The sequence below is a fragment of the Epilithonimonas sp. JDS genome (assembly GCF_021261315.1).
Lineage (GTDB): Bacteria > Bacteroidota > Bacteroidia > Flavobacteriales > Weeksellaceae > Epilithonimonas.
This window is the reverse complement of the sequence record NZ_JAJSAX010000002.1, coordinates 205,534-227,840: the sequence shown is the minus strand read 5'-3', so window position 1 is coordinate 227,840 and position 22,307 is coordinate 205,534. Positions and strand designations below refer to the sequence as shown.

Sequence of the window (22,307 nt, the reverse complement as noted above, 5' to 3'; positions counted from 1 at the left end):
TTTTAAGCCTTTCATTTTGGAAGGCTTTTTTGTTGAGCTGAAATAAAAATTTCTATAACATGATTTGAATTGCTAAATTTGGTTTTAAAATCAGTTATCATTAATCATTTATCGATTAATTAATGTCGGAATTAAAAAAAATTAGAGAAGAAAAGAATCTCACGCAGGAAGAATTGGCTGAAAAGTCTGGTCTTTCTGTTAGAACCATTCAACGCATCGAAGCAGGAACAGAACCGAAAGGCTATACGCTGAAAACTTTGGCTTCTACGCTTGAAATTTCTGAAAAAGATTTATTGATTCCAATTATTCAAACTGAAGAAATTAAAATTGAAGAGCCTATTTTAATTAATGAATTTGAAACTGAAAAACCAATTTCAACCTCAGAAAAAATTGAAGTTTTCAATTCAACTTTAATCAAAATCACCAATCTTTCTTCACTTCCTTTTGCGTGGTTTCCAGTCGCCAATTTTTTGCCTCCATTATTTGTTATGTTATTTACGAAAGAGAAGTCTTCAATCGTGAAGCAAATCATTTCTCTCCAAATATTTTTAGCGATTATCGCGCCCCTTATTTTTATGATTGTTGCTTTGTTAAAAGTTGGTTCCGGCTCTGTAATGGTCACGATGATAGGTTTAGCGCTTACAAATGTCTTCATTATTTTGAGAAACGCTTACGAAATTGATAAAAATCAAACTCTTCGTTACAAGCTGAATTTCAATATTATATAAATTTTAACGGTAATTGTCGGGTTTTTGTCGGGTAGATTTTTTGAATATAATTTGATTAATTCCGAATCTTTGTCAAAAATAATTTCAATGACAACAAGGTTCTACATCAGCATTTTCATTCTCTTCTTTTCTCTGGGAAATCTACAAGCTCAGATTGATAAAAATTCACCATTATTTTTAGAGCTCAAGAAACAGGACAGCCTTTTTTTCGAGCGTGGTTTTAATAAATGTGACATCGCTTATCTGGAAAAAACGATGGACGAAAATCTGAAATTTTACCACGATAACGGCGGTTTTCAGGACAAGAAATTGTTTCTGGAAAGAACAAAACAAAATATCTGCGGTAACCCAAATCAAAAACCAATTCGCAAAGTGATCGAAAGCAGTCTGGAAGTTTTTCCTTTGTATAATAACGGCGAATTGTACGGCGCAATCCAAACCGGAGAACATCAATTTTTTATTCGGGAAAAAGATAAGGAAGATGTTTTGGGCGGACAGGCAAAATTCACATCCGTCTGGACAAAGAAAGATGGAAACTGGATGATGAGCGATGTTCTAAGCTACGATCACGGCGATCCGAATAAAACAAAAATCATGGATGATTTAGAAAAATTGTTAAGAGATAGCAATATTCCGACATTGGGATTGGGCGTGATTGAAGACGGGAAAATAACTCAGATAAAAGTCTATGGAACTTTGGATGGAAAGAAAACTGCGCCTTACAACAGCCTTTTCAATGTTGCATCTCTGACAAAACCAGTTACGGCAATGACTGTTTTGCGCTTGGTAAGTCTCGGAAAATGGAATCTCGACGAACCGCTTTACAAATATTTTACAGATCCTGATATTGCGAATGATCCAAGAATCAAAAAACTGACCGCAAGATTAATCTTAAGCCATCAAACCGGATTCCCGAACTGGAGATGGATGAATAAAGACAATAAATTGAAATTTGAATTTGATCCCGGAACTAAGTACCAATATTCGGGTGAAGGTTTTGAATATTTAAGGAAAGCTGTCGAGAAGAAATTTAATAAAAGTCTGGAAGCATTAGCCAAAGAATATGTTTTTCAACCTTTGGATATGGATGATACGAGCTACATCTGGAATGAGAAAAAGGAAGCTGACAGAATCGTTATCGGTTTTGATAAAAGTGGAAAACCGTATGATATTGTTAAAAACAAAACTGCCAGTGGAGCAGACGATTTGGTAACTTCGGTTGAGGATTACAGTAAATTTTTAGTCGCTGTAATGAATAATGATTTGCTCTCGCCAGATGTTTTTGAAGCGATGAAAACCAAGCAGGTTAAAACCAAAGACAACAAATATTTCGGACTTGGATTTGAAATCTACGACTTAGGGAATAACGAAATTGCTCTATCACACGGCGGTTCTGACAAAGGCGTCAACACGATTGTTTTTATTTTGCCAAAAACAAAACAAGGATTGGTAATCTTTACCAATGTTGATGACGGTTACAAAGTTTATGAATCTATTATCAATCAATATTTTGGAGCAGTCGGGAAGAAGATTGTGGAAATTGAAACAAAATAAAAAGGTCAGAAAATAATTACAGTTATAAAATTTAACTGTAATTATTTTTGTTACATTTAAAATTATTTATAAATTTGCACCATTATGAGCAACACAAGATTTGCAACCGCCATCCATATTATGACACTTCTTGCCAAAGATCCGCAGGAATGGCTCACGTCTGACTGGTTGGCAGGAAGCATCAATGTGAATCCGGTGATTGTTCGGAAAGAATTGGGTAACCTGAAAAAATCTGGTCTTGTAGAAAGCCGACAAGGAAAAGATGGAGGTGTCAGAATTGGTAAAAATGCAGACGAAATCAACGTTGCGGAAATCTATCAGGCGATAAAAAACTCAGAAGTTCTCGGTAAGAAAAACTTAAATCCAAATCCGCTTTGCAACGTAGGGAAAGACATTAATAAAAATCTAAACGTCTTATTTTCCGAGACAGATGATTTGGTTGATCAATTTCTTAAAGACAAAAAGTTATCAGATTTTACGAACCAATTCGATTAAAAAATTTTAATACAAAATGTAACAAAATACATTACAATTAATTTAAATAAATTATTATGAGCAAAAAAGTAGCAGTTATCGGAGCAACAGGCTTCGTAGGAAAACAAGTTGTAAACGAATTAGCAAACAGAGGTTATGAAGTGAACGCCATCGCAAGAGACAGCTCAAAAGTAGAGGCGAAGGACAATGTAAATGCAGTGAGCGCGGATGTGAACAATGTGGAAGAATTTGCAAAAGTTTTGGAAGGAAATGATGCGGTGATCAATACTTTCAATCCTGGATGGACAAATCCAAATCTTTATGATGACTTCCTGAATGGTTCTAAACACATCGAAAGTGCGGTTGAGAAATCGGGTGTTAAAAGATTTATCACGGTTGGCGGAGCAGGAAGTCTGTTCATCGATGGAAAGCAATTGGTGGATGGTCCGGATTTCCCGGCTGACATCAAACCAGGTGCAACTGCAGCAAGAGATTATCTGAATGAAATTAAAAAGAATGAAACCTTAGACTGGACATTTTTTTCACCAGCTATCGAGATGCATCAGGGAACGGCTGGCGTACGAAAAGGAACTTACAGGACAGCTTTGGAAAATCCTGTTTTTGATGCGGACGGAAGAAGTATACTTTCTGTAGAAGACGTTGCTGTGGCTTTGGTAGATGAGTTAGAACAAAATAACTTTGTAAAACAGCGTTTTACAGCGGCTTACTAATTTAAACCACAAAAAGTAAAAACCCTTTCAATTCCAATTGAAAGGGTTTTGTTATTTTAAGACTTAATAAATCTATTATCTGTTAGTCTATTATCTTAAAGTACAAAAACTTATTTCTCATAAACCAAATATCCAAAAGCGTCCAGACTCACATCCGAACCTTTGATAAACTCGTTCTTCGATTTTGTAAAGACGTTTTGGAAACTGCCGATTGAGTTGTCATCTTCCAATTTGAAATTCACAGGATCTTTGGTTGTATTAATCAAAACCAAAACTTCACGGTTTCCATTTTTTCTAAGGTAAGCAAGGATTTTGTCGTTTGCGGTTGTGTTGACCCAGAATGTTGTCACCGCAGGATCGCCGCCTCTGAGTGCAGGATTTTCGGATTTCAAAGCGAATAATGTTTTGTAGAAATCTTCCAGCTCAAATTTTCCAGTCCAAGGGATTGGATCTTTCTCGAAGAATTCCAAACGTTTTGTTTTCATTGGTAATTCCTGTCCGTTATACAACAACGGAACACCATTCCAAGTTGCTGAGAAAACTGCCAATGCAGGTGCGAAATCACCATATTTTTCATACTCGGTTCCGTTCCAGGAGTTTTCATCGTGGTTGCTGGTGAACCAGGCTCTCATTGAGTTGTCTCCGATTTTTGAATATTGTTCTAATAAATTTTTCAGATCAGAAAGCGGCAGATGTTTTTGGTAGAAATCTTGTGACAAATGCATCCATTTCCAGCTGTAACTTGCGTCGAAAACTTTACCGTAATCAGGAGCTTCTAACTCGTCAAACTCACCTAAGAAGAAAAGCGGTTTTAGTTTTTCAACTTCGGGCCTTGCCTGTTGCCAGAAATCGACTTCTACCCAGCTTGCAAGGTCGCAACGGAATCCGTCGATGTTGGTTTCTTTGACCCAATATTTCATGGCGTCGATCATTGCCAGGCGCATTTCTTTGTTGGAATAATCCAGTTCTATAATGTCATCCATTCCGCTGGCTTTGTGGAAACTTCCGTCGGCGTCTTTCAGGTAATATTCCGGGTGGGATTTTGTCCAGACGTGGTCCCATCCAGTGTGATTTGCCACCCAGTCGATGATGACTTTGAAGCCCATTTTGTGCGCTTCGTCCACCAGATGTTTGAAGTTTTCCAGTGTTCCGAACTCGGGATTGATGGTTGTGTAATCGTATGCTGCGTACTGGCTTCCTAAGGTTCCTTTCTTGTTGAGCTGCGCAATTGGTGTGATTGGCATAAACCAAAGAGTTTCCACACCCATTTTTTTGAGTCTCGGAAGTTCTTTTTCGAAAGCGGCGAAAGTGCCTTCCGGTGTGTATTGTCTTACGTTGACTTCATATATATTCGTGGTTCGTTTCCAATCTTGCGGGTTTTCCATAGTTGTTATTTGTGGTGATTGCTGGGTTTTACAGGATACTAATAGGGCTGCGATTGCCGGAATAAGAATCAGTTTTTTCATCTGTATATTCTCTTGAGGTTGTGAATTTTTGTTTTGTCTATTCTGTAAATGTAATAAAAAATAAGAAAGGCGAAAAAATAGGGTTTGTTAATGTTTTATAAATATTTATTTCTGCAGATTCTTTGTTGAATTTTGGAATAGCCTCGATGAAGTTTCGAGTAGCCTTGTTAAAGTTTGGAGTAGTCTTGTTGAAGTTTGAAGTAGCCTTGTTGAAGTTTGGAGTAGTCTTGTTGAAGTTTGGAGTAGCCTTGTTGAAGTTTGGAGTATTCTTGTTGAAATTGGTGTAGTCTTGTTGAAGTTCGGAGTAGGCTTGTTGAACTTTGAAGTAGCCTTGTTGAAGTTTGGAGTAGTCTTGTTGAAATTGTATGATGCCTTGTTGTGTTTAAATTTTAGGAAAACTTTAATATAAATTAAAACAATAAGGTATCATTGTTGTATAATGAAGCAATGAAACATTAATACAAAATCATGTCAAATTTTAAAGGAAAAACAATCATAGTTACAGGTGCAGCAATGGGTTTAGGTCTTGCGGCAGCTGAATCATTGGCATCAAAAGGTGCTGACATTACATTAGTGGATTATAATGAGGAAGCATTGGACAAAGCCAAAGCAGAACTGGAATCCAAATATCCCGAAAGTAAGTTCTTAACTGTCAAAGCAGATGTTTCTGTAGAGGAGCAGGTGAAAAATTATGTGGATGAAACGGTAAAGGAATTCGGGAAAGTGGATGGACTTTACAACAATGCAGGGATTGAAGGGAAACAAGCGTCATTGGTGGATTATGACATTAATATCTTTAAGAAAGTAATTGATATTAATCTGCTTGGTGTTTATTACGGAATGAAATACATCATCCCGGAACTTCAGAAAAATGGAGGCGGAAGAATTGTAAATGTAGCGTCTGTAGGAGGAATCCGTGGGGTTCTGAATCAAACTGCGTATGTTGCAACGAAACATGCTGTAGCCGGAATGACGAAAAATGCGGCTTTGGAATATGGAAAATATAACATTCTGACCAACGCCATTGCGCCGGGAGCAATCCTGACCCCAATGGTTGCAGAGGCTTTTAACCAGGTGAATCCACAGGATCCGAAAGCGGCAGAAGCGGAATATGCTTCCCATAACCCAACCAGAAAACTCGGCGATCCGAAAGATGTCGGAAATCTTGTAGCCTATCTGTTAAGTGATGAAAATGGTTATGTTTCCGGACAAGTGATTGCTATCGATGGTGGTGAATCCAATATGTACGGGAATCCTTAGAATAATATTTTAAATTTTAAGTTTAGTTTTAGTTAGTGAAGAATGTCTGCAGAAATGCAGGCATTTTTCTTTTATCTGCCTAGTTGCACATTTTTTGTTGGTACTCAGCAAAACTTCAAAACTTACTTTATGAGAAATGTATTTTTAATTTGCGGTCTTGTTTTAATTTTCAGCTGTAAGAATGAAAAGGATAAAGATGGTTCTGTTTCTTCCAATGCCATCAGTACGAAAGTAAAATCGCATTCACTCAGTCTGGGTAAGGATTTGAGCTCAGTGAATGGAATAAGACAGGAATATCAGTTGGTCAATTCTCAGCTTTCCGAGAAGAAGCTGGATTCGGTGGGTTTTAAATATGAATGCGACGAGATCTCTGGCAATGTCGTCTATTATTCTGAAAACGGTACTTTGAAAGTTGTAAAGCATTTCCAGGCGGACAGTCATTTTTCTTCGACAGATCATTATTTTGTGAATGATGGAAAACCCTATTTTATCTTTAAAGATGAAACCGTATGGAGTTTCGATGGTGGAACTGCCGACAAGCCGGAGACGAAAGATGACGTCACGCAGCAGCGTTTTTATATTGTGGATGGTAAATCAATCCAATGTCTTGAGAAAAAATATACTTTGAAATCCAACTCTACCAGCAATCCGAAATCTGAAAATGTTCCGAACAAGGAAATGAAAAATTGCTCAATTACGACCTTGCAGAAAAGTTTTGATTTGCTGATGAAAAATATTAATAGGAGAGATGGTGGGAATTGTTTGTAGGGATTAAATTAAAATTTTAGAAAATTCTTAGATATTAATCATATTTTTGAATTCTCTATATGAGGATTTATACTTTTATAAATTTTCTTTTAATGATTTATATTCGCGATGATTATTAAACGGTTTTTTGCTTATGCTTTTGATGTATATTTTATTACAGTAGTTCAATTGTTGTTATTTAATTTTTACAGATATTTTTCTACAGGAGTTTCTTCCTTGAGTATGGTTTATATTTTAGAAAATTTTAGAAATTATTTTGTTGCAATAAGTATTTTTTATTTTTTAGCTACAGAATTCTTATTTAATAAAACACTGGGAAAGAAGATTTTTAAACTGGAAGTGATTTTTACAGATAAAACCTTTTTATCCGCTTTAATTAGAAGCATAATTCGATTATTTCCATTTGACATTTTTTTCATACTAATCTTTAAGGATAGATTTTTACACGATTATTTATCAAAAACTTATGTTGTTGATAGATCTAAATTAGAAGATAATAAGTAAGTCGAGATATATGATCTGAATAACTTAAACAAAGAGAAAGTCCTACCAATTGGCAGGACTTTCTCTTTGTTTAAGTTTAATTTTCTATGGTTTATAAATAAGTTTACTGGTCATTGCTTTTATTAGTCTTAGACCCGTAATATAATATTAAAATAACACCAGTAACAAATAATCCAAATTCTATACTCAGTATTTCAACCATCATATCAGGATTTGTCCTTATGGTTTGGAAATAAGTTTACCGGTTTGCTGTTTGCCGTTTTTGGCTTTCAATTGGTAGAAATATGTTCCAACAGGCAGTTTCATTTGCAAAGCATTTGTTTTATCAGATAAAACTTTGCTCACAACAACTGATCCTGCTGCGTTGTAAATAGTAAGATTCGATCCCAGATTGCTGTCATTCAGACTCACATTAAGAACTGAGGTAAATGGATTTGGGTAAAACTTAGCTTCTTGTTTATCTAAATTTGAAGCGCCTGTTGCCAATGTTCCGGTATTACAACCAGCGGTCATTACGGCATTGATGCTGGCAGTTGCTACAGCTCCGGTGGTGGTAAGAACGCGGCCTTCAATGTCTACACCGGTATTCAAATTAATTGCACCGTTGTTGCCAATTAAAGTTCCTTTGAATTTGGAATAGTCGTTTAAGCTAATTGCTCCGTCTACTTTCCAGAATACATTTTTTGCCTGAGCGCCGTTTTGCAAAATCACTGAAGCGTAAGTACTGGATGACAAAGCGCCAACAATTTTGATCACGAACACTGCATCTTCATTACCTTGTGCATTCAGGATTACATTTCCGTTCAGAACTGTAGCTGCATTTAAAAGATAAGTATGCGGCGTCAAAACAAGATCGTTTCCGAATGATGCAGGATAAAGTAACTCAATATCTGTAGGTAATACATTAAGATAAGTATAAACCGTACCTAGATCTGCAGCACAAGCGGCTGTTGACATATCCGGATTGGAATGGATAGTTCCCGTTACATTAAGTGCTGAAAAGCCTGTTGTAAGACCAACGTTGGATCCAATATCACCTGTCACTGTGGAAACACCCGAGTTGGTAACCGTTCCGCTTCCTGTAAAAATCGTGTAGCAAGCCACAGAATTTAGTACCGGCTTCACCGGTCCTGTAAGCGTTGGAGAGCCACAACCAATTGGTTTGGTAACTGTAACACCAGATACTGAGATAGCACCTGTGGTGGAAAGTGCGCGGCCTTCAATTTTTACGCCGGTATTAAGGACTATTGCTGCATTGTTTGCAATCACAGTTCCTTTCATTTCTGTATTTGTAGCAAGGTTTACAAGACCTTCAATCTTCCAGAAGACGTTGCAGGCAACCGCACCGTTTGTAAGAATCACCTTAGAACCCGAAGTAGAGGAAAATGCACCTTGAATCTGAATGATAAAAACAGAATTTGCATTTCCGCCACCGTTAAGTGTCAAAGTATTATCTAGTGTAGCACTTTGCCCGATGGAATATGTGCCGGCGGTCAATGTTTGTCCATTCCCTAAAAGTGGTGCCGGGAAAAAATTAGGAACCGCAGCATTAAGGTAATTGTACGCAATCGTTAACGAAGTAGCAGCAGCTGCAGCAGCGCCATCTGCGTCGTGCATCACGCCATCTACATTTCCGAAATTGGTGGCAGCGCCATTTGCAGTTCCTACATCACCAGTGAGATGAGAAAGTCCTGTGTTTGTCACGGCACCATTGCTGGAAAAAAGAGCAAAGTTGGAAGAAGCGCCAAGAGTTGGAGCTTGAGCCATCAGTAATGAGTTAAAACCCACGAAGGCAACAGAAGCTACCAGTTTTAGATATTTTTTCATATTATTATTTAATAAGTTAAAATGTAATTAATTTAACTTATTAATTTATGTTCTAAAATCGTACCATAAATTATTTATTTTTATAATTATTTTAATAATATTGTTTATTTGTTTAAAATATATAAATTATTTTGTTTAATTATTATTAAATATTTAAAAATTAGCTTATGTATATTTTGTTTTATTTTTAATCATACTTATAAATATTTTAATAATTAATAATTTTATTTAAACTATTGACCGTCAAGACTGTTATGTCGAATCTTAAAGAATTAGAATGATCTTTTGAAAATCTGATTTTTCGGTTTTAAAATACCAAACAGACTTAAAATTAGAATTTTAAGCATAAAAAAACCCGAACAAATCGGGCTTTAAATATTTTTAAAAAAAGATTTTTAATCTTCATCGTCTTCTTCGAAAACGTCGTTGTATCCTTCTTCTTCCTCGTCATCATTGTAATCATCATCCTCATCCTCGAAGCTTGTTGCTTTGAACTCAGATTCGAAATCTCCAAAATCATCGTCCAGCAAAGGCATTGCGGAGTTTTTGCTTTTTCCGTTTAATGAAGATCCTGTTTTGCTCGGCGCTTTCAAAGGCACATTTCCGAATCTGTAAACCGTAATCGGGTAGTTGACCGCCGGTTTCTCATCAATAATTTCCAAAAGCTCGCAGAAGAAATCCCAAAGCTCTATAAATCCGTACTGGAATCTCATTTTCTCCCCAACCGCAGGAAAACCTTCCGGCAGATAGATGTCAGACATTATCTCACCGTCACCATCATCACTCATATCCTCCAAAGGAACCGCGCGGCCTTCATTCCATTCATCATCCGAAAAATAAAAAGAAGACAACTCTTCGCCCGGTAAGCTGAACGCGCTTTTGATACCCAGCTGCAGATTCCAAAGTGTCTGTTTTTCTTTCACCTCGATGTCTCTGAAGATCGTATCCTTTGCGTCTAGAATTACTCTTATCTTATAAACCATTGTTGTTTTACTTTAACTTTATTAGCTTGATTAATGTTGCAAATATAAAACAAATGAAATTCCATAAAAATTTCTTGTAAATTTTTTTTCAAAAAAGATTTTTATAAATTCAGCGTTTTTGAAGTGCCGCATTATTCGATAAAACTCGCTTTGGATTTCTTGATTTTGTCAACAGAAGATTTGGCGAGCTTGAATTTAAATTTAGTTCCGGAAAGATAAACACTTTCTACCACAATTGTTTGTTTATGGGCTTCCATAATATGTTTTACGATGGCCAATCCAAGTCCGGATCCGCCTTCTTTGCGGTTTCTGCTGGATTCCACACGGTAAAAACGTTCGAAAATTCTCGGCAGATTCTCCGGTTTGATTCCCATTCCGTTGTCTTCCACAGAAATATGAATACTCTGCGTGCCTTCTCTTGTGGAAACGATGATTTGCGCTTCTTCCCGGTTGGCATATTTTACGGCATTCGAAATTAAATTAATCAAAACCTGCGAGATTTTCTGCTTATCCGCAAAAACAAATAATTGCGACTGAGTCGTCTGAAGCTGCATCGTCATCGATTGTCTTTCGGCTTCCATTTCCAAAAGATCGAAAATCTCCTGAATCAAATGGTTGATGTCAAACGTGCTGAATTTCAGATTGATTTGACCGGATTCAAAACGGTTGATCATATCGAGATCTTTCACGATATTAAGAAGTCTCTCCACGGAACTGTCAATTCTTTGAAGATATTTGTCTCTAATGTTGAGGTCTTCAACGCCGCCATCACGAAGCGTTTCTATGTATCCTTGGATTGAGAACAAAGGCGTTTTCAGCTCGTGAGAAACGTTTCCGATGTATTCTTTCCGGTAATCTTCCATTTCCTTCATCAGATCCATTTCGGCGTTTCTCTGGTTCATCTCGTGCATCTTTTCGCCGAGTTCTTTGAAGCCGAGATCCGTGTCGTAATCGTGGATGATGTCTTCCGGAAGGATGTTGGTAATTCTTCTGATTTGATTTCTACTGTAGAAACTGAACAGGAACTCCAGCACAAAATAATTGAGAACGAATAAAAACCAAAGTGTGAAAGCCAGAAAATAATTGAAGTCGCGGGTTTTGAAATAAACGTCGTCCGTGTAAAATTCAAACATTAGAACCACGACGCCGACTACAGCCACCAATAAAAATGATGCTGCAGCTGATATCCAATTGATCTTTACCGAACTTCTAAATCCCATTTCACAAAAAAGATTTTCTTTTCAGAAAACCTTAAACTACTAATTTATAACCAATTCCTTTGAGTGTCTGGATGGTGTTAATTCCTAATTTCTCTCTTAATCTACGAATGTGTACATCGATGGTTCTTTCTCCCACAATTACGTCGTTGCCCCAGACTCTTTCCAGGATTTCTTCTCTTTTGAATACTTTTTCAGTATTAGAAGCTAAAAGGTAAAGCAAATCGAATTCTTTCTTCGGCAGCAAAAACTCTTCTTTCGCTTTTGAAACTTTGAAGTTGTCTTTGTCGATGATCAAATCACCGATTTCGATGTAATTCGAATTTTCGTTTGAATTGGCACCCAATTGCAGAAGTGCTGCAACCTTAGAAATCAGAACTTTTGGTTTGATTAATTTGACAATGTAATCATTTGCCCCAGCCTGATAACCAGCTAATTGAGAAAATTCCTCGCTTCTTGCAGACAAAAATACGATCAGCGTTTTTTGCAACTCTTTAATCTTTCTGAGGTCCTGGCAGGTTTCGATGCCGTCTTTTTCGGGCATCATAACGTCCAGAAGTATTAAATCCGGCAAAATCTCTTTTGCTTTTGCGATTCCTTCATTTCCGTTTCCTGCGGTGAAGACCTGATAGCCTTCTTTTTCCAAATTATAAGAAATGATTTCAAGGATGTCCTGTTCATCATCAATTAAAAGGATTTTTTTACGATTCATTTCGATTTATTAATATGTCAAAATTAAAAAAATTTGAACTCTATATGACTAAATGTTTAAAGTTCACACAAATTTAACATTTAAAAGTCAATAAAGAACGTTTACAGAAGCTTTTTTTATATTGAAAATGATACAAATTTATAGATGGAATTCGTTTCATTTTTTGAGTAAATTAAGTTAAATTTGCACCTCACGTTTCAGATTATGGAAGAAGAAGAAAAAAAATCACTCAATTTTATAGAACAAATTATAGAAGACGATTTGGAAAACGGCCTGAAAGCCTCGCAGCTGCGTTTCAGATTTCCGCCGGAGCCAAACGGTTATCTTCATATTGGTCATACAAAAGCAATCTGCATCAACTTTGGTCTGGGTCAGAAATATAATGCACCAGTAAACCTCCGTTTTGATGATACGAATCCGGCTAAAGAAGAGCAGGAATTTGTAGATTCCATCAAAGCTGACATCGATTGGTTGGGTTTTAAATATGAACAGGAATTATTTACTTCAGATTATTTTGAACAGCTTTATAATTGGGCTGTAGAGCTCATCAAACAAGGCAAAGCTTATGTAGATGAGCAATCTTCGGAAGACATTACCGCTCAGAGAAAAACACCATTTGAGGATGGCGTTGAATCGCCTTTTAGAAACCGCCCAATCGAAGAAAGTCTTGAACTTTTTGAGAAAATGAAAAACGGCGAATTTGAGAAAGGCGCGATGAGTTTGCGTGCAAAAATCGATATGACTTCCCCAAATATGAATATGCGTGACCCTGTGATGTACAGAATCCTAAAAGAGCCGCATCACAGAACCGGCGAAAAATGGAAAATCTATCCGATGTACGATTGGGCACACGGAGAATCTGATTATATAGAGCAAATTTCGCATTCGTTATGTTCATTAGAATTTGAAAATCACCGTCCACTTTACGAATGGTATTTGGATCAAGTTTATGATAACGAAAGCGTTGCGCCGAAACAGAGAGAATTTGCAAGGATGAACGTTTCTTATATGGTGACTTCTAAAAGAAAACTTCAAAGATTGGTTCAGGAAAATATCACGACTGGTTGGGACGATCCAAGAATGCCGACCATCTCTGGACTCAGAAGAAAAGGTTATACGCCGACGGCCATCAAAAATTTCATAGAAAAAGTGGGTGTTGCAAAACGTGAAAACCTGATTGATATACAATTGTTAGAATTTTGTGTGAGAGAAGACCTTAACAAAGTGGCGACTAGAGTGATGGCTGTGGTAAATCCAGTAAAACTGATCATCGAAAATTATCCGGAAGATAAAGAAGAATGGTTGGAAACTGAAAACAATCCTGAAGACGAAAACGCCGGAACAAGACAAGTGCCTTTCTCAAGGGAGATTTACATAGAAAGAGAAGATTTCAAGGAAGAAGCTGATAAGAAATTTTTCCGTCTGAAACTGGAGGGAGAAGTTCGTTTGAAAGCGGGATACATCATCAAAGCGGAAAGAGTTGAGAAGGATGCTAATGGCGAAATCACAACTATTTTTGCAACTTACGATGAAGATTCAAAATCGGGAAGCGGCACTGAAGCAAGTCTGAGAAAAGTGAAAGGAACGCTGCATTGGGTTTCTGCAAAACACGCTTTGCCAATTGAGATCAGAACTTACGAACGATTGTTCACCACCGAGCAGCCGGATGCAGAGAAAGATGTTGATTTCATCCAATTTATCAATCCTCAATCTTTAAGTGTAACACACGGATTTGCTGAACCAAGCCTGAAAGATGCTACTTTGGAAGATCATTTCCAGTTCCAAAGAATTGGCTATTACAAAAAAGACAGAGATTCTTCTGAGGAAACTTTGGTGTTCAACAGAACGGTGACTTTGAAGGATGGTTACAAACCTTAAAAATGTAAAAAAGTAGAATGTAAAATGTACAAAGTATATTTCCATTTTAATAAATATAAAATTGAAAATCAGGCAATTGTCTGATTTTTTTTGTTTTGATGTAACAGAGTTGTTCGCTGATTTGTCTCATTTCAAGAATAAGCTTTACTATGAAAACTAAATTTTGTATTCTCGGATTGATTCTCTTTTTTGGGCAGATTACTGCACAAAAAACAATTGCTGCCGATAGTATTGTCAGACGGCAAATGAGTGCTGTGAGAACAGACAAGTCTATAAAAATTGACGGAATCATTGATGAGGAAGCCTGGGCCAATGCAGCCGTCGCCGACAAATTCATTGAGTTTCAACCGTCAAATGGAAAATTGGAATCAGACAATCAAAAAAGTGTAGTAAAAGTCTTGTATGACAATACTGGAATTTACATCGGAGCGACACTTTATGACAGCGAGCCTGCCAAAATCGCAAGACAGTTTACAGAAAGAGATGCTATCAACAATGATGATTTTTTTGGTGTTTTCGTCAATGGTTATAACGACAAGCAGCAGAGTTATGAGTTCATCGTAACCGCGGCTGGTGTTCAGTTTGATGCAAAAGCAACGAATGACAATGGCGAAGATCCTACTTGGAACGGAATCTGGTATTCGGCCGTGAAAATCACTGACAAAGGCTGGAATGTAGAGATGAAAATCCCTTATTTTGAGTTGAGATTTCCAAACAATAACGTTCAGCAATGGGGCGTCAACTTTTTCCGGAATATCCAACGTGAACGTAAAAAACTCGCCTGGAATCACATCGATAATACCAAGGGAAGCTTCACTTTATATGACGGGATTCTAAACGGAATAGAAAATGTAAAAACCCCAACCAGACTTTCTTTCACCCCATATTTTTCAACGTATGTCAACAATTTCGATGGCAAAACTGAAATGAACGTGAATGGCGGAATGGATTTAAAATATGGAATTAATGATGCTTTCACTTTTGATATGACTTTGGTTCCGGATTTTGGTCAGGCTAATTTTGATAATTCGATTCTCAATTTAACACCATTCGAGCAGCAATTTTCCGAACAGCGATCATTCTTTATGGAAGGCACGGAACTCTTCAGCAAAGGCGATATGTTCTATTCCAGAAGAGTAGGCGGTGAACCGTCAATTTACCCAACAGTGGGCGAAAATGAAACCGTCACGGAATATCCGGGAAAAGTAAAATTATTTAACGCTTTCAAAATTTCGGGAAGAACCCAAAAAGGTCTTGGAATCGGGATCTTCAATGGTGTGACAGAAAAAATGGAAGCTGTAATCCAAAATAATGAAACTGGTGAAACCCGAAAAGAAACAGTAGAACCTTGGACCAATTACAATGTTTTGGTTTTCGATCAGAGATTTGGCGGGAATTCATCCGTGACTTTTGTCAATACAAGCACGATGAGAATGGGTGATTTCCGCGATGCCAACGCAACTGGACTGCTTTGGAATATTGCTAATAAAAAGAATACTTACAATTATTTTGGGAATTTCAAAGGCAGTTGGGTCAGAGATGGCGATACGAAATTTGGCAACAGAGGAAATCTCGGAATCGGAAAATATTCAGGAAAAAACCGTTTTGAAATCATTGGAAATTATGTCAACAAAAATTGGGATATCAATGATTTGGGATTTTCAACAAAAACTAATTATGCCTCATATTCAACGTGGTACGGGTACAGAATTTTGCAGCCAACAAAGAACTTTAATAATATCTTTTTGAATTTCAATCTCAATTACGATCACCGTTTGGAATCGTTTCTTTACAGCACACTGAGATTCAATCACAATAACCAATTTACCACTAAGAATTTCCAGAATTTCGGTGGTGGAATTGAGTTCACGCCGATTGGTGAAAATGATATTTACGAACCAAGAACTTTTGGACGACATTTGAAAGTTCCCGGCTATTTTGACAGCTGGATTTGGTTTGAAAGCGACAGCCGTAAAAAACTTCAGTACAACATCAATATTGATTATTATGCTTACGATGAAAAAGGTAGAAACAAAGTGATTCCGTCACTATATCTACGTTACAGAGCTTCGGACAAACTGAATTTGATTTGGCAGTCCAATCCAGTTTTCAGCAATAACGAAGTTGGTTTTGCAGGAAAAGACGGCGACCAGATTTATATGGGAAGAAGACAGCGAAATACGTACGAAAATGCAATCACCGGCCAATACACTTTCAATAACAAAATGGCATTATCATTAGCTTTCCGTCATTATTTTTCGGATGTTACTTACAAACAATTTTACAGTCTTAACAGCGATGGAAGCCTGAATGAAAACACAACTTACAGCCCAAATCTTGCCGGTACATACAACTCCTGGAATGTAGATTTGCGCTATTCGTGGTGGTTTGCGCCAGGAAGTCAATTGACTTTGCTCTACCGAAACGCGACGAGCAATTATCTCGAAGTTTCAAGAATGAGATTTAAAAATAATTTTGATCAGCTATTCGATGCGCCGATGATCAATAATGTTTCACTGAGAATCACTTACTTTCTGGATTATAATCGAGTTAAAAACTGGTTTTAAAATAATTTGACTTCGTCGAACCACTTTGTTAGGTTTGGGCAGCTTTATCCGCCTTCCACTCCCAATCTTTTTGCCCTCGCTTTTCCAACCGCAAAAAGGATTTTCGTTCAAGTCGGGCTGCGGATTCAATTCATATTTAAAAAAGAAATCCATTTCAAATTTTCTTGAAATGGATTTTTATCATCAACTTATAATTTATCATTTATAATTACAAAACATCTCTGATCTCTTCATTCTTTTTAAAAGTCGCTGTCGCAAAAGGACAAAGCGGAATGATTTTCAAATTATTTTCTCTTGCAAATTCTACAGCTTTATAAACCAATTCTTTCCCAACGCCTTTCCCGTTATATTCAGGTTCTACTTCAGTATGATCAATGATGAATTTGTCTGCTCCAGCCCAGGAATATGTCATCAATCCGGCTTGTTTCCCATCAAGAAAAGCTACGAATTCGCCTTTTGTTTCTTTATTATTTTGTTTTATTTCCAGCATTTTATTTAGATTTTAGTTAAGATTTCTATATTGTTTGTCAATATTTTATGGATGGGACACGCATCAGCAATTTTGAAAAGTCTGTCCTTTATTTCTTCGCTGATCTCCGTTGTTCCAAAATCAATTACTCTGCAGAACTGCGCCATTTTTGTCTGCGGAAAATTTTCCAAATCCACTTCTACATTGATCACGGGAATATCCCAGCCTTTTCTGTCGATGTACATTCTAAGCGTTGCAGCTGTGCAGCTTGCCAGAGATGTTGCAAGAATTTCGAATGGATTGAAGCCTTTGTTCCCTCCGCCTTTATCCACAGGTTCATCGGTAATGAGTCTGTTTTCACCAGCAATTACTTCTGTGTAATATTTTTCGGTTCCAAGTGTTGCTTTTACTTTGACTCCCATTTTTATGAATTTAATTTGTAGCTTAATGCGCCAGACGGACATTTTTCAATTTGATTTTTCAGTTCTTCAGCGGTTGCATTTTCTGTTTTGATCCAAGGTCTTTCTTTTGGATTATAAACTTTCGGAAGCATTTTTACGCAAACACCTGCGTGGATGCAGACTTTCGGTTTCCAAAGTATGGTGATTTCGCCTGCGTTATATTCGTGAGTGTCCATTTATATTTGATTTTTAAAGTTTTCAATTTTCGAATGGATTGTTTTCAGTAATTCCGGTTCCACAATTCCGTTTTCTAAATCAAAATTTTCATAAAACTTAGAAAGTGAAAAAGTTTCCTTGATGTCTGCACCAAACTGCGGAAAGAATTTTGACGCTTCTGCCATCACATTTCCACCGCCGTATCCGCCTGGCGAAGTCGTCATCAGGAACATTGGTTTATCCTCGAAAACTTTCACATTGATTCTGGAAGCCCAATCAAAAATATTCTTGAAAGCTGCGCTGTAGGAACGGTTGTTTTCCGCCAGAGAACAAATGATGATGTCAGATTCTTCTATGTTTTTTAGAAATTTATAGGCTTCTTCCGGAAATCCTTTTTTCTCAAGATCTACAGAGAAAACGGGCATCAGATAATCATTAAGATCGATCAGATTAACTTCATCACTCGGAAAACTTTTCAGAACAAATTTTACCAATTCCTTATTAATAGACGTGGAAGAGTTGCTTCCTGCAAATGCAAATATTTTCATAGTTTGAAATTTTAAAGTTTATCGTAAGCCCCAAATTTTTCATCTACAATCGCTTTCCATTCCGGATGTTTCTTGATGAATGCAAAAACGTACGGGCAGAATGGCAACAGCTTTTTGCCACTTTCTTTTATGAACAACAAAGTTTTTTCAACCACAGCTGCTGCTGCGCCGGTTCCTGCCAATTCTGGTTCGGCTTCTGTATGAACTAAGGCAATCTGATTGTCAGTTTCTCCGTAATTGATAAAGGCAAAATGACCGTCAACTTCTATTTCGAAACGTTTTTTAGATTCATTTTTTGCAAGCGGAATAGATTCGAATTCAGTTTTCATATTTTATTTTTTTAAAGTTAGCAATTATTTATTTTTCAAAATTAGAAAAACAGAATGCGACAGGAATTGATCTAGGATATGTAATTTTTCGTGTGATAAAAAACAGAAACTCCCATAAAAATTCATTTATGGGAGTTTCTTACAAACTAATAATTACTAATATGGATTACTTAAAGTAGATCTCTGATTGATGTATGATGTTTTTACAAGATCCATAGTATTTTTAAATTTATCAAACTGATTTTCAGGCAACTGTCCAATCTTATAATAGAAGTTTCTGATGCCTCTTTTTGTATTGATACTGATTACTAAAATATAGGTTATAATGCCTTTTTCTGTTTTTAGGGAAATGACCTTTTCAATTGGTACTTCCAAAGCTGGCTGTCTGGAGCGAAATAATGGATGGCTGTATTTGACCGAAAAAATATGTTCGGAAACTTCCAGAGAAAAAATTTTCAATGTCATTATTTTCCAAACAAAGAAAACAAAAATGACCAAAAAGATAACATAAACACTTGATTGCCGAATATTAATGAATTGTCTGGCGAAGATTAAGAATAGAAGATCCAGAAAAATTAGTAGTAGGAAGCCGTACATCGCTGTCGCGATCTCTTTTCGATTGTTGATTTTCATTGCTCATTTGTGTTTGTATAAATCTATAAAAATAAAATGAATTTTATTCAAAAATTAAATTGATTTTATTAATTGATTTCTGATTTTGTTTTTAATGAAATCTATTTTAAAAATGATTACACAAAAAAGCTTCAAGACTGAAAAAAACATAATTACAGATTCTGTACGAAACTGTAATTATGATAGTGGAATTTGCATTTGTGTTTTAAAGGTCTTTATTTGTGTTTTTGCCCTTTCTTTGGTGTTTTTACAATAATTGTATTTTAACACCGGATTCCATCATTTGTATCTTTAGAATCTTTGATAATTTGCGCTTCACCATTTGTGTTTCAAGAACCAAATATCAAATCTTATTTTCTTTGTGTTTTTATTGTCGATTATCTTGGTACAAAAATACCAACATCCACAATAAAATTATCCTAAATCATTTCGATATATATCGCTGCGTCTGTAGATATTTATCTACAAAAAAAGCTGATTTTCTAAAATCAGCCTTGTTTATGAGGAATATTGAATGACTCAGCTAAGAATGATCTTTCATCAATTCTACCAATTCTACGATATTCTCAATCTTCAGTTTGTCAAAAATTCTTTTTTTGAGCGTGCTTACCGTATTTTGTTTGATGTCGAGTTTATTGGCAATCTCGAGGTTTCCAAGACCTTCAGCATACATTTCTGCAATTTCACGTTCTCTTTCTGTCAATGAGAAAAGAGGATTGATCAGGTTTCTGTTTCTGAAAGAATTGACAAGCAAAGCCTGTGTTGCGGGAGAAATATATTCTCCTTTGTTTATCATTTCGAAAATGGCATTCTTCACATCTTCTTCTTCGCTCAATTTGCTAAGAAAGCCGTTTGCGCCTGCGTTGAGGAACTTCAGTGAATGCATATTTTCATCAATGCCCGAAAATATTAGGATTTTTAGATCAGGATTTATTTTTTTGATTTCGGAGATGATATTCAAACTGTTGCCATCCGGAAAATGCGCGTCTATAATTGCGATTTCAATTGGATTTATTTTTACAGATTCCAATATTTGCTGCAAGTTGGAAGCATGGAAAACAGCAAATTCCAAGTCCATCTCCTCCAAAAGGAAAACAATGCCCTGGCGAATAAGGCTGTGATCATCAGCTAAAAGAAAAGTAATCTTTTGATTTAATTCAATCATTTATTAATCTTTAAATTAATTGTGAAACTCACTGTAGTTCCTTTGTTTAGTTCGCTGTTCACAGATATTTTTCCGTTATATAACTCTACTAGTTCCTTACAAAGACTCAGTCCCAAACCGGCACCCAGATTTTCCACATCTTCGGACAAAATCCCTTGGTAATAAGGTTCAAAGATCTTTTCCAGATCCGATTTAGAAATACCAACACCGGAATCCTTTATTTCTGTAACTAATGAAACTGTATTGTTATCGATTGGCGATGCAGAAGTGTTGACTGTAATTTGTCCGTTTTCAGTAAACTTATTCGCATTGCCCAGAATATTCATAAAGATCTGATTAATTTTCGTGCAGTCGGAATAGACTACAATATTTGGATCTATATTTTTATTAATGACAAATTTGTTATTTCTAGTCTCAATATAAGGTTCAATAGACCTGAGAATCGCATTGATTTCATTGTCTAGATTGAAAACGGCTGGGTTCAGTTTGTTTTCGACTTGTTGATTTTTTGTGTATTCCAGAATTTGATTAGCCTGCATCAATAATGTATTATTTGTGAAGCTAATGGATTTTAAATAATCCTGTACAGTTTCGTCAGTTGTTTTTTTACTGATTCTTTTAATGAAGATCCCAATGATTTTAAGAGGTGATCTCAGCTCGTGACTCAGCATTCCCAAAATTCTGTTTTTGAAATTAAGATTTTCTTTGATCTGTTTATTAGCAGCATTCAGCTTTTTCTCATAAATAAATGCAATTCTGGTGAAATACATAATTAATATAGAGACGATGAACATCAGTATCATCGCGCCCAAAACAAGATACATTCTGATTTTATTGTTGATAGAATTTTGATGATCCAATTCTTTCTGCAATTCTGATTTGGAATCTTTGATCGCAACTTCATAAATGTTCATCAGATCATTGCTGTAAATCAGCATGTTATTGAAAGTTTTGTAAAACTTCCCATTGCTGTTTTGGTTTTTTGTGACGTTGACCTGTATCTTTTGAACTTCTTTGGAATAATGATTATTAATGGATCTCATCAGGCTGTCAAGCTCCGATTTCATTTTTGACGCATCGGTGGTTCTGCCATTTTTTAGAGTGATGACAGTGCTTTCTTTTTGGACATTTACTTTTCCTGCAATCGCATCTCCCAAACGTCCAAACAGACCTTTCTTCTCAATCGTATCAGCGAATGTCTGCTGCTGAATGTCAAATTTATCAAAGTTATAATTGAAATCGTATTTTTTAAATTTCGGCAGTTCATCTCTCATTTTGAAAGTCGATTTCGTTGAAAACTGAAAGGTAGAATCTACCAAAAGTTTTAATTTTTTCAGTTCTGCCGTATCTTTTTTCTGAGTGATCAGAATGGATTTTAGTTTCGGATTTTTTGCTTTATAGCCGTTGATGCTGTCGAGATTTTGACTTAGTTTATTGACAGATTGAAAGTAGGACTCAAGAAATTTATTATCATCCGTAATCAAATATTTTTGGAAATAATCCTGAGAATTAATGAGTTCTTTTCGGGAATTTTCTGTCAGATTTTCCAAAGAATGGACATCTTTCAGCTGATTCTCGATGAATGCCAGGTTCTTTTTGTTGTTGAATTCATTATAAAAAAAAGCGGCGATAATGATCTGTATCAGCAAAATACAGAGGATAAGCGAGTAGTGGACGAATTTTCTTAATTTAAAATTCAGTGATCTTGATTTCATGTGTTTTTTTATTTTCAAGTTTATTCTAAAATGAATAATGTTGAATGATAATCTTATATTATGTAAAAATAAACAATCTGTTGAAGATAGGAATAATTTATTACAGTATAATAGAGAAATCAAAATCCTGTGAAAATTTTTCACAGGATCAGATTTATATAA

The 22,307-nt window shown here is 36.1% G+C and carries 22 protein-coding genes; 9 read left to right on the top strand and 13 right to left on the bottom strand.

What is annotated here, in order from left to right:
* The first annotated feature begins 122 nt into the window (after positions 1 to 122).
* The 4 genes from LUD75_RS07810 (at position 123) to LUD75_RS07795 (ending at position 3,487) form a co-directional block, all read left to right on the top strand.
* Entirely contained in the window at positions 123 to 728 is a 606-nt protein-coding gene (locus tag LUD75_RS07810) for a helix-turn-helix domain-containing protein (protein WP_232705123.1), read from the top strand.
* Between the two features lie 87 nt (positions 729 to 815).
* Positions 816 to 2,282: a class A beta-lactamase-related serine hydrolase gene (locus LUD75_RS07805; protein WP_232705122.1), complete on the top strand. Its 1,467-nt coding sequence runs from the start codon at positions 816 to 818 to the stop codon at positions 2,280 to 2,282.
* Positions 2,283 to 2,366: 84 nt separating this feature from the next.
* On the top strand, positions 2,367 to 2,777 hold the full coding sequence (locus LUD75_RS07800) for an Rrf2 family transcriptional regulator (protein WP_232705121.1): 411 nt from the start codon (positions 2,367 to 2,369) through the stop codon (positions 2,775 to 2,777).
* Between the two features lie 56 nt (positions 2,778 to 2,833).
* On the top strand, positions 2,834 to 3,487 hold the full coding sequence (locus LUD75_RS07795) for an NAD(P)H-binding protein (protein WP_232705120.1): 654 nt from the start codon (positions 2,834 to 2,836) through the stop codon (positions 3,485 to 3,487).
* Between the two features lie 110 nt (positions 3,488 to 3,597).
* On the opposite strand, the gene LUD75_RS07790 is transcribed toward LUD75_RS07795, so the two are convergent.
* Positions 3,598 to 4,953 carry an alpha-amylase family glycosyl hydrolase gene (locus LUD75_RS07790; protein WP_232705119.1) on the bottom strand — a complete coding sequence of 452 codons (1,356 nt, stop codon included), beginning with the start codon at positions 4,951 to 4,953 and terminating at the stop codon, positions 3,598 to 3,600.
* Between the two features lie 468 nt (positions 4,954 to 5,421).
* Between LUD75_RS07790 and LUD75_RS07785 the strand changes: the two genes are divergently transcribed.
* The 3 genes from LUD75_RS07785 (at position 5,422) to LUD75_RS07775 (ending at position 7,485) form a co-directional block, all read left to right on the top strand.
* Positions 5,422 to 6,213 (top strand): glucose 1-dehydrogenase, encoded by a 792-nt coding sequence (locus tag LUD75_RS07785; RefSeq protein WP_232705118.1) that lies wholly within the window; start codon positions 5,422 to 5,424, stop codon positions 6,211 to 6,213.
* A 129-nt stretch (positions 6,214 to 6,342) separates the two neighbouring features.
* A complete protein-coding gene (locus tag LUD75_RS07780) occupies positions 6,343 to 6,981 on the top strand; it encodes a hypothetical protein (RefSeq protein WP_232705117.1) in 639 nt (212 codons plus the stop codon).
* Positions 6,982 to 7,089: 108 nt separating this feature from the next.
* Entirely contained in the window at positions 7,090 to 7,485 is a 396-nt protein-coding gene (locus LUD75_RS07775) for an RDD family protein (RefSeq protein WP_232705116.1), read from the top strand.
* Between the two features lie 219 nt (positions 7,486 to 7,704).
* Here the strand turns inward: LUD75_RS07775 and LUD75_RS07770 are convergent, their stop codons facing one another.
* From LUD75_RS07770 to LUD75_RS07755, 4 genes are all read right to left on the bottom strand, one after another.
* Positions 7,705 to 9,312 (bottom strand): ice-binding family protein, encoded by a 1,608-nt coding sequence (locus tag LUD75_RS07770; protein WP_232705115.1) that lies wholly within the window; start codon positions 9,310 to 9,312, stop codon positions 7,705 to 7,707.
* Positions 9,313 to 9,707: 395 nt separating this feature from the next.
* The gene (locus LUD75_RS07765) at positions 9,708 to 10,295 is read right to left on the bottom strand and encodes a plasmid pRiA4b ORF-3 family protein (RefSeq protein WP_232705114.1); all 588 of its coding nucleotides are present in this window, start codon (positions 10,293 to 10,295) and stop codon (positions 9,708 to 9,710) included.
* 131 nt (positions 10,296 to 10,426) lie between these two features.
* The gene (locus tag LUD75_RS07760; RefSeq protein WP_232705113.1) at positions 10,427 to 11,515 is read right to left on the bottom strand and encodes an ATP-binding protein; all 1,089 of its coding nucleotides are present in this window, start codon (positions 11,513 to 11,515) and stop codon (positions 10,427 to 10,429) included.
* A 31-nt stretch (positions 11,516 to 11,546) separates the two neighbouring features.
* Positions 11,547 to 12,224 (bottom strand): response regulator transcription factor, encoded by a 678-nt coding sequence (locus LUD75_RS07755; protein ID WP_063969606.1) that lies wholly within the window; start codon positions 12,222 to 12,224, stop codon positions 11,547 to 11,549.
* Between the two features lie 204 nt (positions 12,225 to 12,428).
* On the opposite strand from LUD75_RS07755, the gene LUD75_RS07750 reads away from it, so the two are divergent.
* Entirely contained in the window at positions 12,429 to 14,102 is a 1,674-nt protein-coding gene (locus tag LUD75_RS07750; RefSeq protein WP_232705112.1) for a glutamine--tRNA ligase/YqeY domain fusion protein, read from the top strand.
* Positions 14,103 to 14,251: 149 nt separating this feature from the next.
* Positions 14,252 to 16,669, top strand: a complete 2,418-nt coding sequence (locus LUD75_RS07745; RefSeq protein ID WP_232705111.1) for a DUF5916 domain-containing protein — start codon at positions 14,252 to 14,254, stop codon at positions 16,667 to 16,669.
* A gap of 208 nt (positions 16,670 to 16,877) precedes the next feature.
* Here the strand turns inward: LUD75_RS07745 and LUD75_RS07740 are convergent, their stop codons facing one another.
* The 8 genes from LUD75_RS07740 to LUD75_RS07705 form a co-directional block, all read right to left on the bottom strand.
* On the bottom strand, positions 16,878 to 17,156 hold the full coding sequence (locus tag LUD75_RS07740; RefSeq protein WP_232705634.1) for a GNAT family N-acetyltransferase: 279 nt from the start codon (positions 17,154 to 17,156) through the stop codon (positions 16,878 to 16,880).
* An 8-nt stretch (positions 17,157 to 17,164) separates the two neighbouring features.
* Positions 17,165 to 17,560 carry an OsmC family protein gene (locus tag LUD75_RS07735; RefSeq protein ID WP_232705110.1) on the bottom strand — a complete coding sequence of 132 codons (396 nt, stop codon included), beginning with the start codon at positions 17,558 to 17,560 and terminating at the stop codon, positions 17,165 to 17,167.
* Positions 17,561 to 17,562: 2 nt separating this feature from the next.
* Positions 17,563 to 17,775 (bottom strand): (4Fe-4S)-binding protein, encoded by a 213-nt coding sequence (locus LUD75_RS07730; protein ID WP_232705109.1) that lies wholly within the window; start codon positions 17,773 to 17,775, stop codon positions 17,563 to 17,565.
* On the bottom strand, positions 17,776 to 18,303 hold the full coding sequence (locus tag LUD75_RS07725) for an NAD(P)H-dependent oxidoreductase (protein WP_232705108.1): 528 nt from the start codon (positions 18,301 to 18,303) through the stop codon (positions 17,776 to 17,778).
* Between the two features lie 11 nt (positions 18,304 to 18,314).
* Positions 18,315 to 18,632 carry a GNAT family N-acetyltransferase gene (locus LUD75_RS07720; RefSeq protein WP_232705107.1) on the bottom strand — a complete coding sequence of 106 codons (318 nt, stop codon included), beginning with the start codon at positions 18,630 to 18,632 and terminating at the stop codon, positions 18,315 to 18,317.
* Positions 18,633 to 18,788: 156 nt separating this feature from the next.
* Positions 18,789 to 19,265, bottom strand: coding sequence for a hypothetical protein (locus LUD75_RS07715; protein ID WP_232705106.1), 477 nt, complete (start codon positions 19,263 to 19,265; stop codon positions 18,789 to 18,791).
* A gap of 523 nt (positions 19,266 to 19,788) precedes the next feature.
* A complete protein-coding gene (locus LUD75_RS07710) occupies positions 19,789 to 20,430 on the bottom strand; it encodes a response regulator transcription factor (protein WP_232705105.1) in 642 nt (213 codons plus the stop codon).
* Positions 20,427 to 22,145: an ATP-binding protein gene (locus LUD75_RS07705; RefSeq protein WP_232705104.1), complete on the bottom strand. Its 1,719-nt coding sequence runs from the start codon at positions 22,143 to 22,145 to the stop codon at positions 20,427 to 20,429. Before LUD75_RS07705 ends, LUD75_RS07710 begins: the two co-directional genes overlap by 4 nt.
* Positions 22,146 to 22,307: the final 162 nt, after the last annotated feature.

Excerpts from the sequence above, each read along its gene's own strand:
- LUD75_RS07810 (WP_232705123.1), top strand. The coding sequence starts at position 123 with ATGTCGGAATTAAAAAAAATTAGAGAAGAAAAGAATCTCACGCAGGAA.
- LUD75_RS07805 (WP_232705122.1), top strand. The coding sequence starts at position 816 with ATGACAACAAGGTTCTACATCAGCATTTTCATTCTCTTCTTTTCTCTG.
- LUD75_RS07800 (WP_232705121.1), top strand. The coding sequence starts at position 2,367 with ATGAGCAACACAAGATTTGCAACCGCCATCCATATTATGACACTTCTT.
- LUD75_RS07795 (WP_232705120.1), top strand. The coding sequence starts at position 2,834 with ATGAGCAAAAAAGTAGCAGTTATCGGAGCAACAGGCTTCGTAGGAAAA.
- LUD75_RS07790 (WP_232705119.1), bottom strand. The coding sequence starts at position 4,953 with ATGAAAAAACTGATTCTTATTCCGGCAATCGCAGCCCTATTAGTATCC.
- LUD75_RS07785 (WP_232705118.1), top strand. The coding sequence starts at position 5,422 with ATGTCAAATTTTAAAGGAAAAACAATCATAGTTACAGGTGCAGCAATG.
- LUD75_RS07780 (WP_232705117.1), top strand. The coding sequence starts at position 6,343 with ATGAGAAATGTATTTTTAATTTGCGGTCTTGTTTTAATTTTCAGCTGT.
- LUD75_RS07775 (WP_232705116.1), top strand. The coding sequence starts at position 7,090 with ATGATTATTAAACGGTTTTTTGCTTATGCTTTTGATGTATATTTTATT.
- LUD75_RS07770 (WP_232705115.1), bottom strand. The coding sequence starts at position 9,312 with ATGAAAAAATATCTAAAACTGGTAGCTTCTGTTGCCTTCGTGGGTTTT.
- LUD75_RS07765 (WP_232705114.1), bottom strand. The coding sequence starts at position 10,295 with ATGGTTTATAAGATAAGAGTAATTCTAGACGCAAAGGATACGATCTTC.
- LUD75_RS07760 (WP_232705113.1), bottom strand. The coding sequence starts at position 11,515 with ATGGGATTTAGAAGTTCGGTAAAGATCAATTGGATATCAGCTGCAGCA.
- LUD75_RS07755 (WP_063969606.1), bottom strand. The coding sequence starts at position 12,224 with ATGAATCGTAAAAAAATCCTTTTAATTGATGATGAACAGGACATCCTT.
- LUD75_RS07750 (WP_232705112.1), top strand. The coding sequence starts at position 12,429 with ATGGAAGAAGAAGAAAAAAAATCACTCAATTTTATAGAACAAATTATA.
- LUD75_RS07745 (WP_232705111.1), top strand. The coding sequence starts at position 14,252 with ATGAAAACTAAATTTTGTATTCTCGGATTGATTCTCTTTTTTGGGCAG.
- LUD75_RS07735 (WP_232705110.1), bottom strand. The coding sequence starts at position 17,560 with ATGGGAGTCAAAGTAAAAGCAACACTTGGAACCGAAAAATATTACACA.
- LUD75_RS07730 (WP_232705109.1), bottom strand. The coding sequence starts at position 17,775 with ATGGACACTCACGAATATAACGCAGGCGAAATCACCATACTTTGGAAA.
- LUD75_RS07725 (WP_232705108.1), bottom strand. The coding sequence starts at position 18,303 with ATGAAAATATTTGCATTTGCAGGAAGCAACTCTTCCACGTCTATTAAT.
- LUD75_RS07720 (WP_232705107.1), bottom strand. The coding sequence starts at position 18,632 with ATGAAAACTGAATTCGAATCTATTCCGCTTGCAAAAAATGAATCTAAA.
- LUD75_RS07715 (WP_232705106.1), bottom strand. The coding sequence starts at position 19,265 with ATGAAAATCAACAATCGAAAAGAGATCGCGACAGCGATGTACGGCTTC.
- LUD75_RS07710 (WP_232705105.1), bottom strand. The coding sequence starts at position 20,430 with ATGATTGAATTAAATCAAAAGATTACTTTTCTTTTAGCTGATGATCAC.
- LUD75_RS07705 (WP_232705104.1), bottom strand. The coding sequence starts at position 22,145 with ATGAAATCAAGATCACTGAATTTTAAATTAAGAAAATTCGTCCACTAC.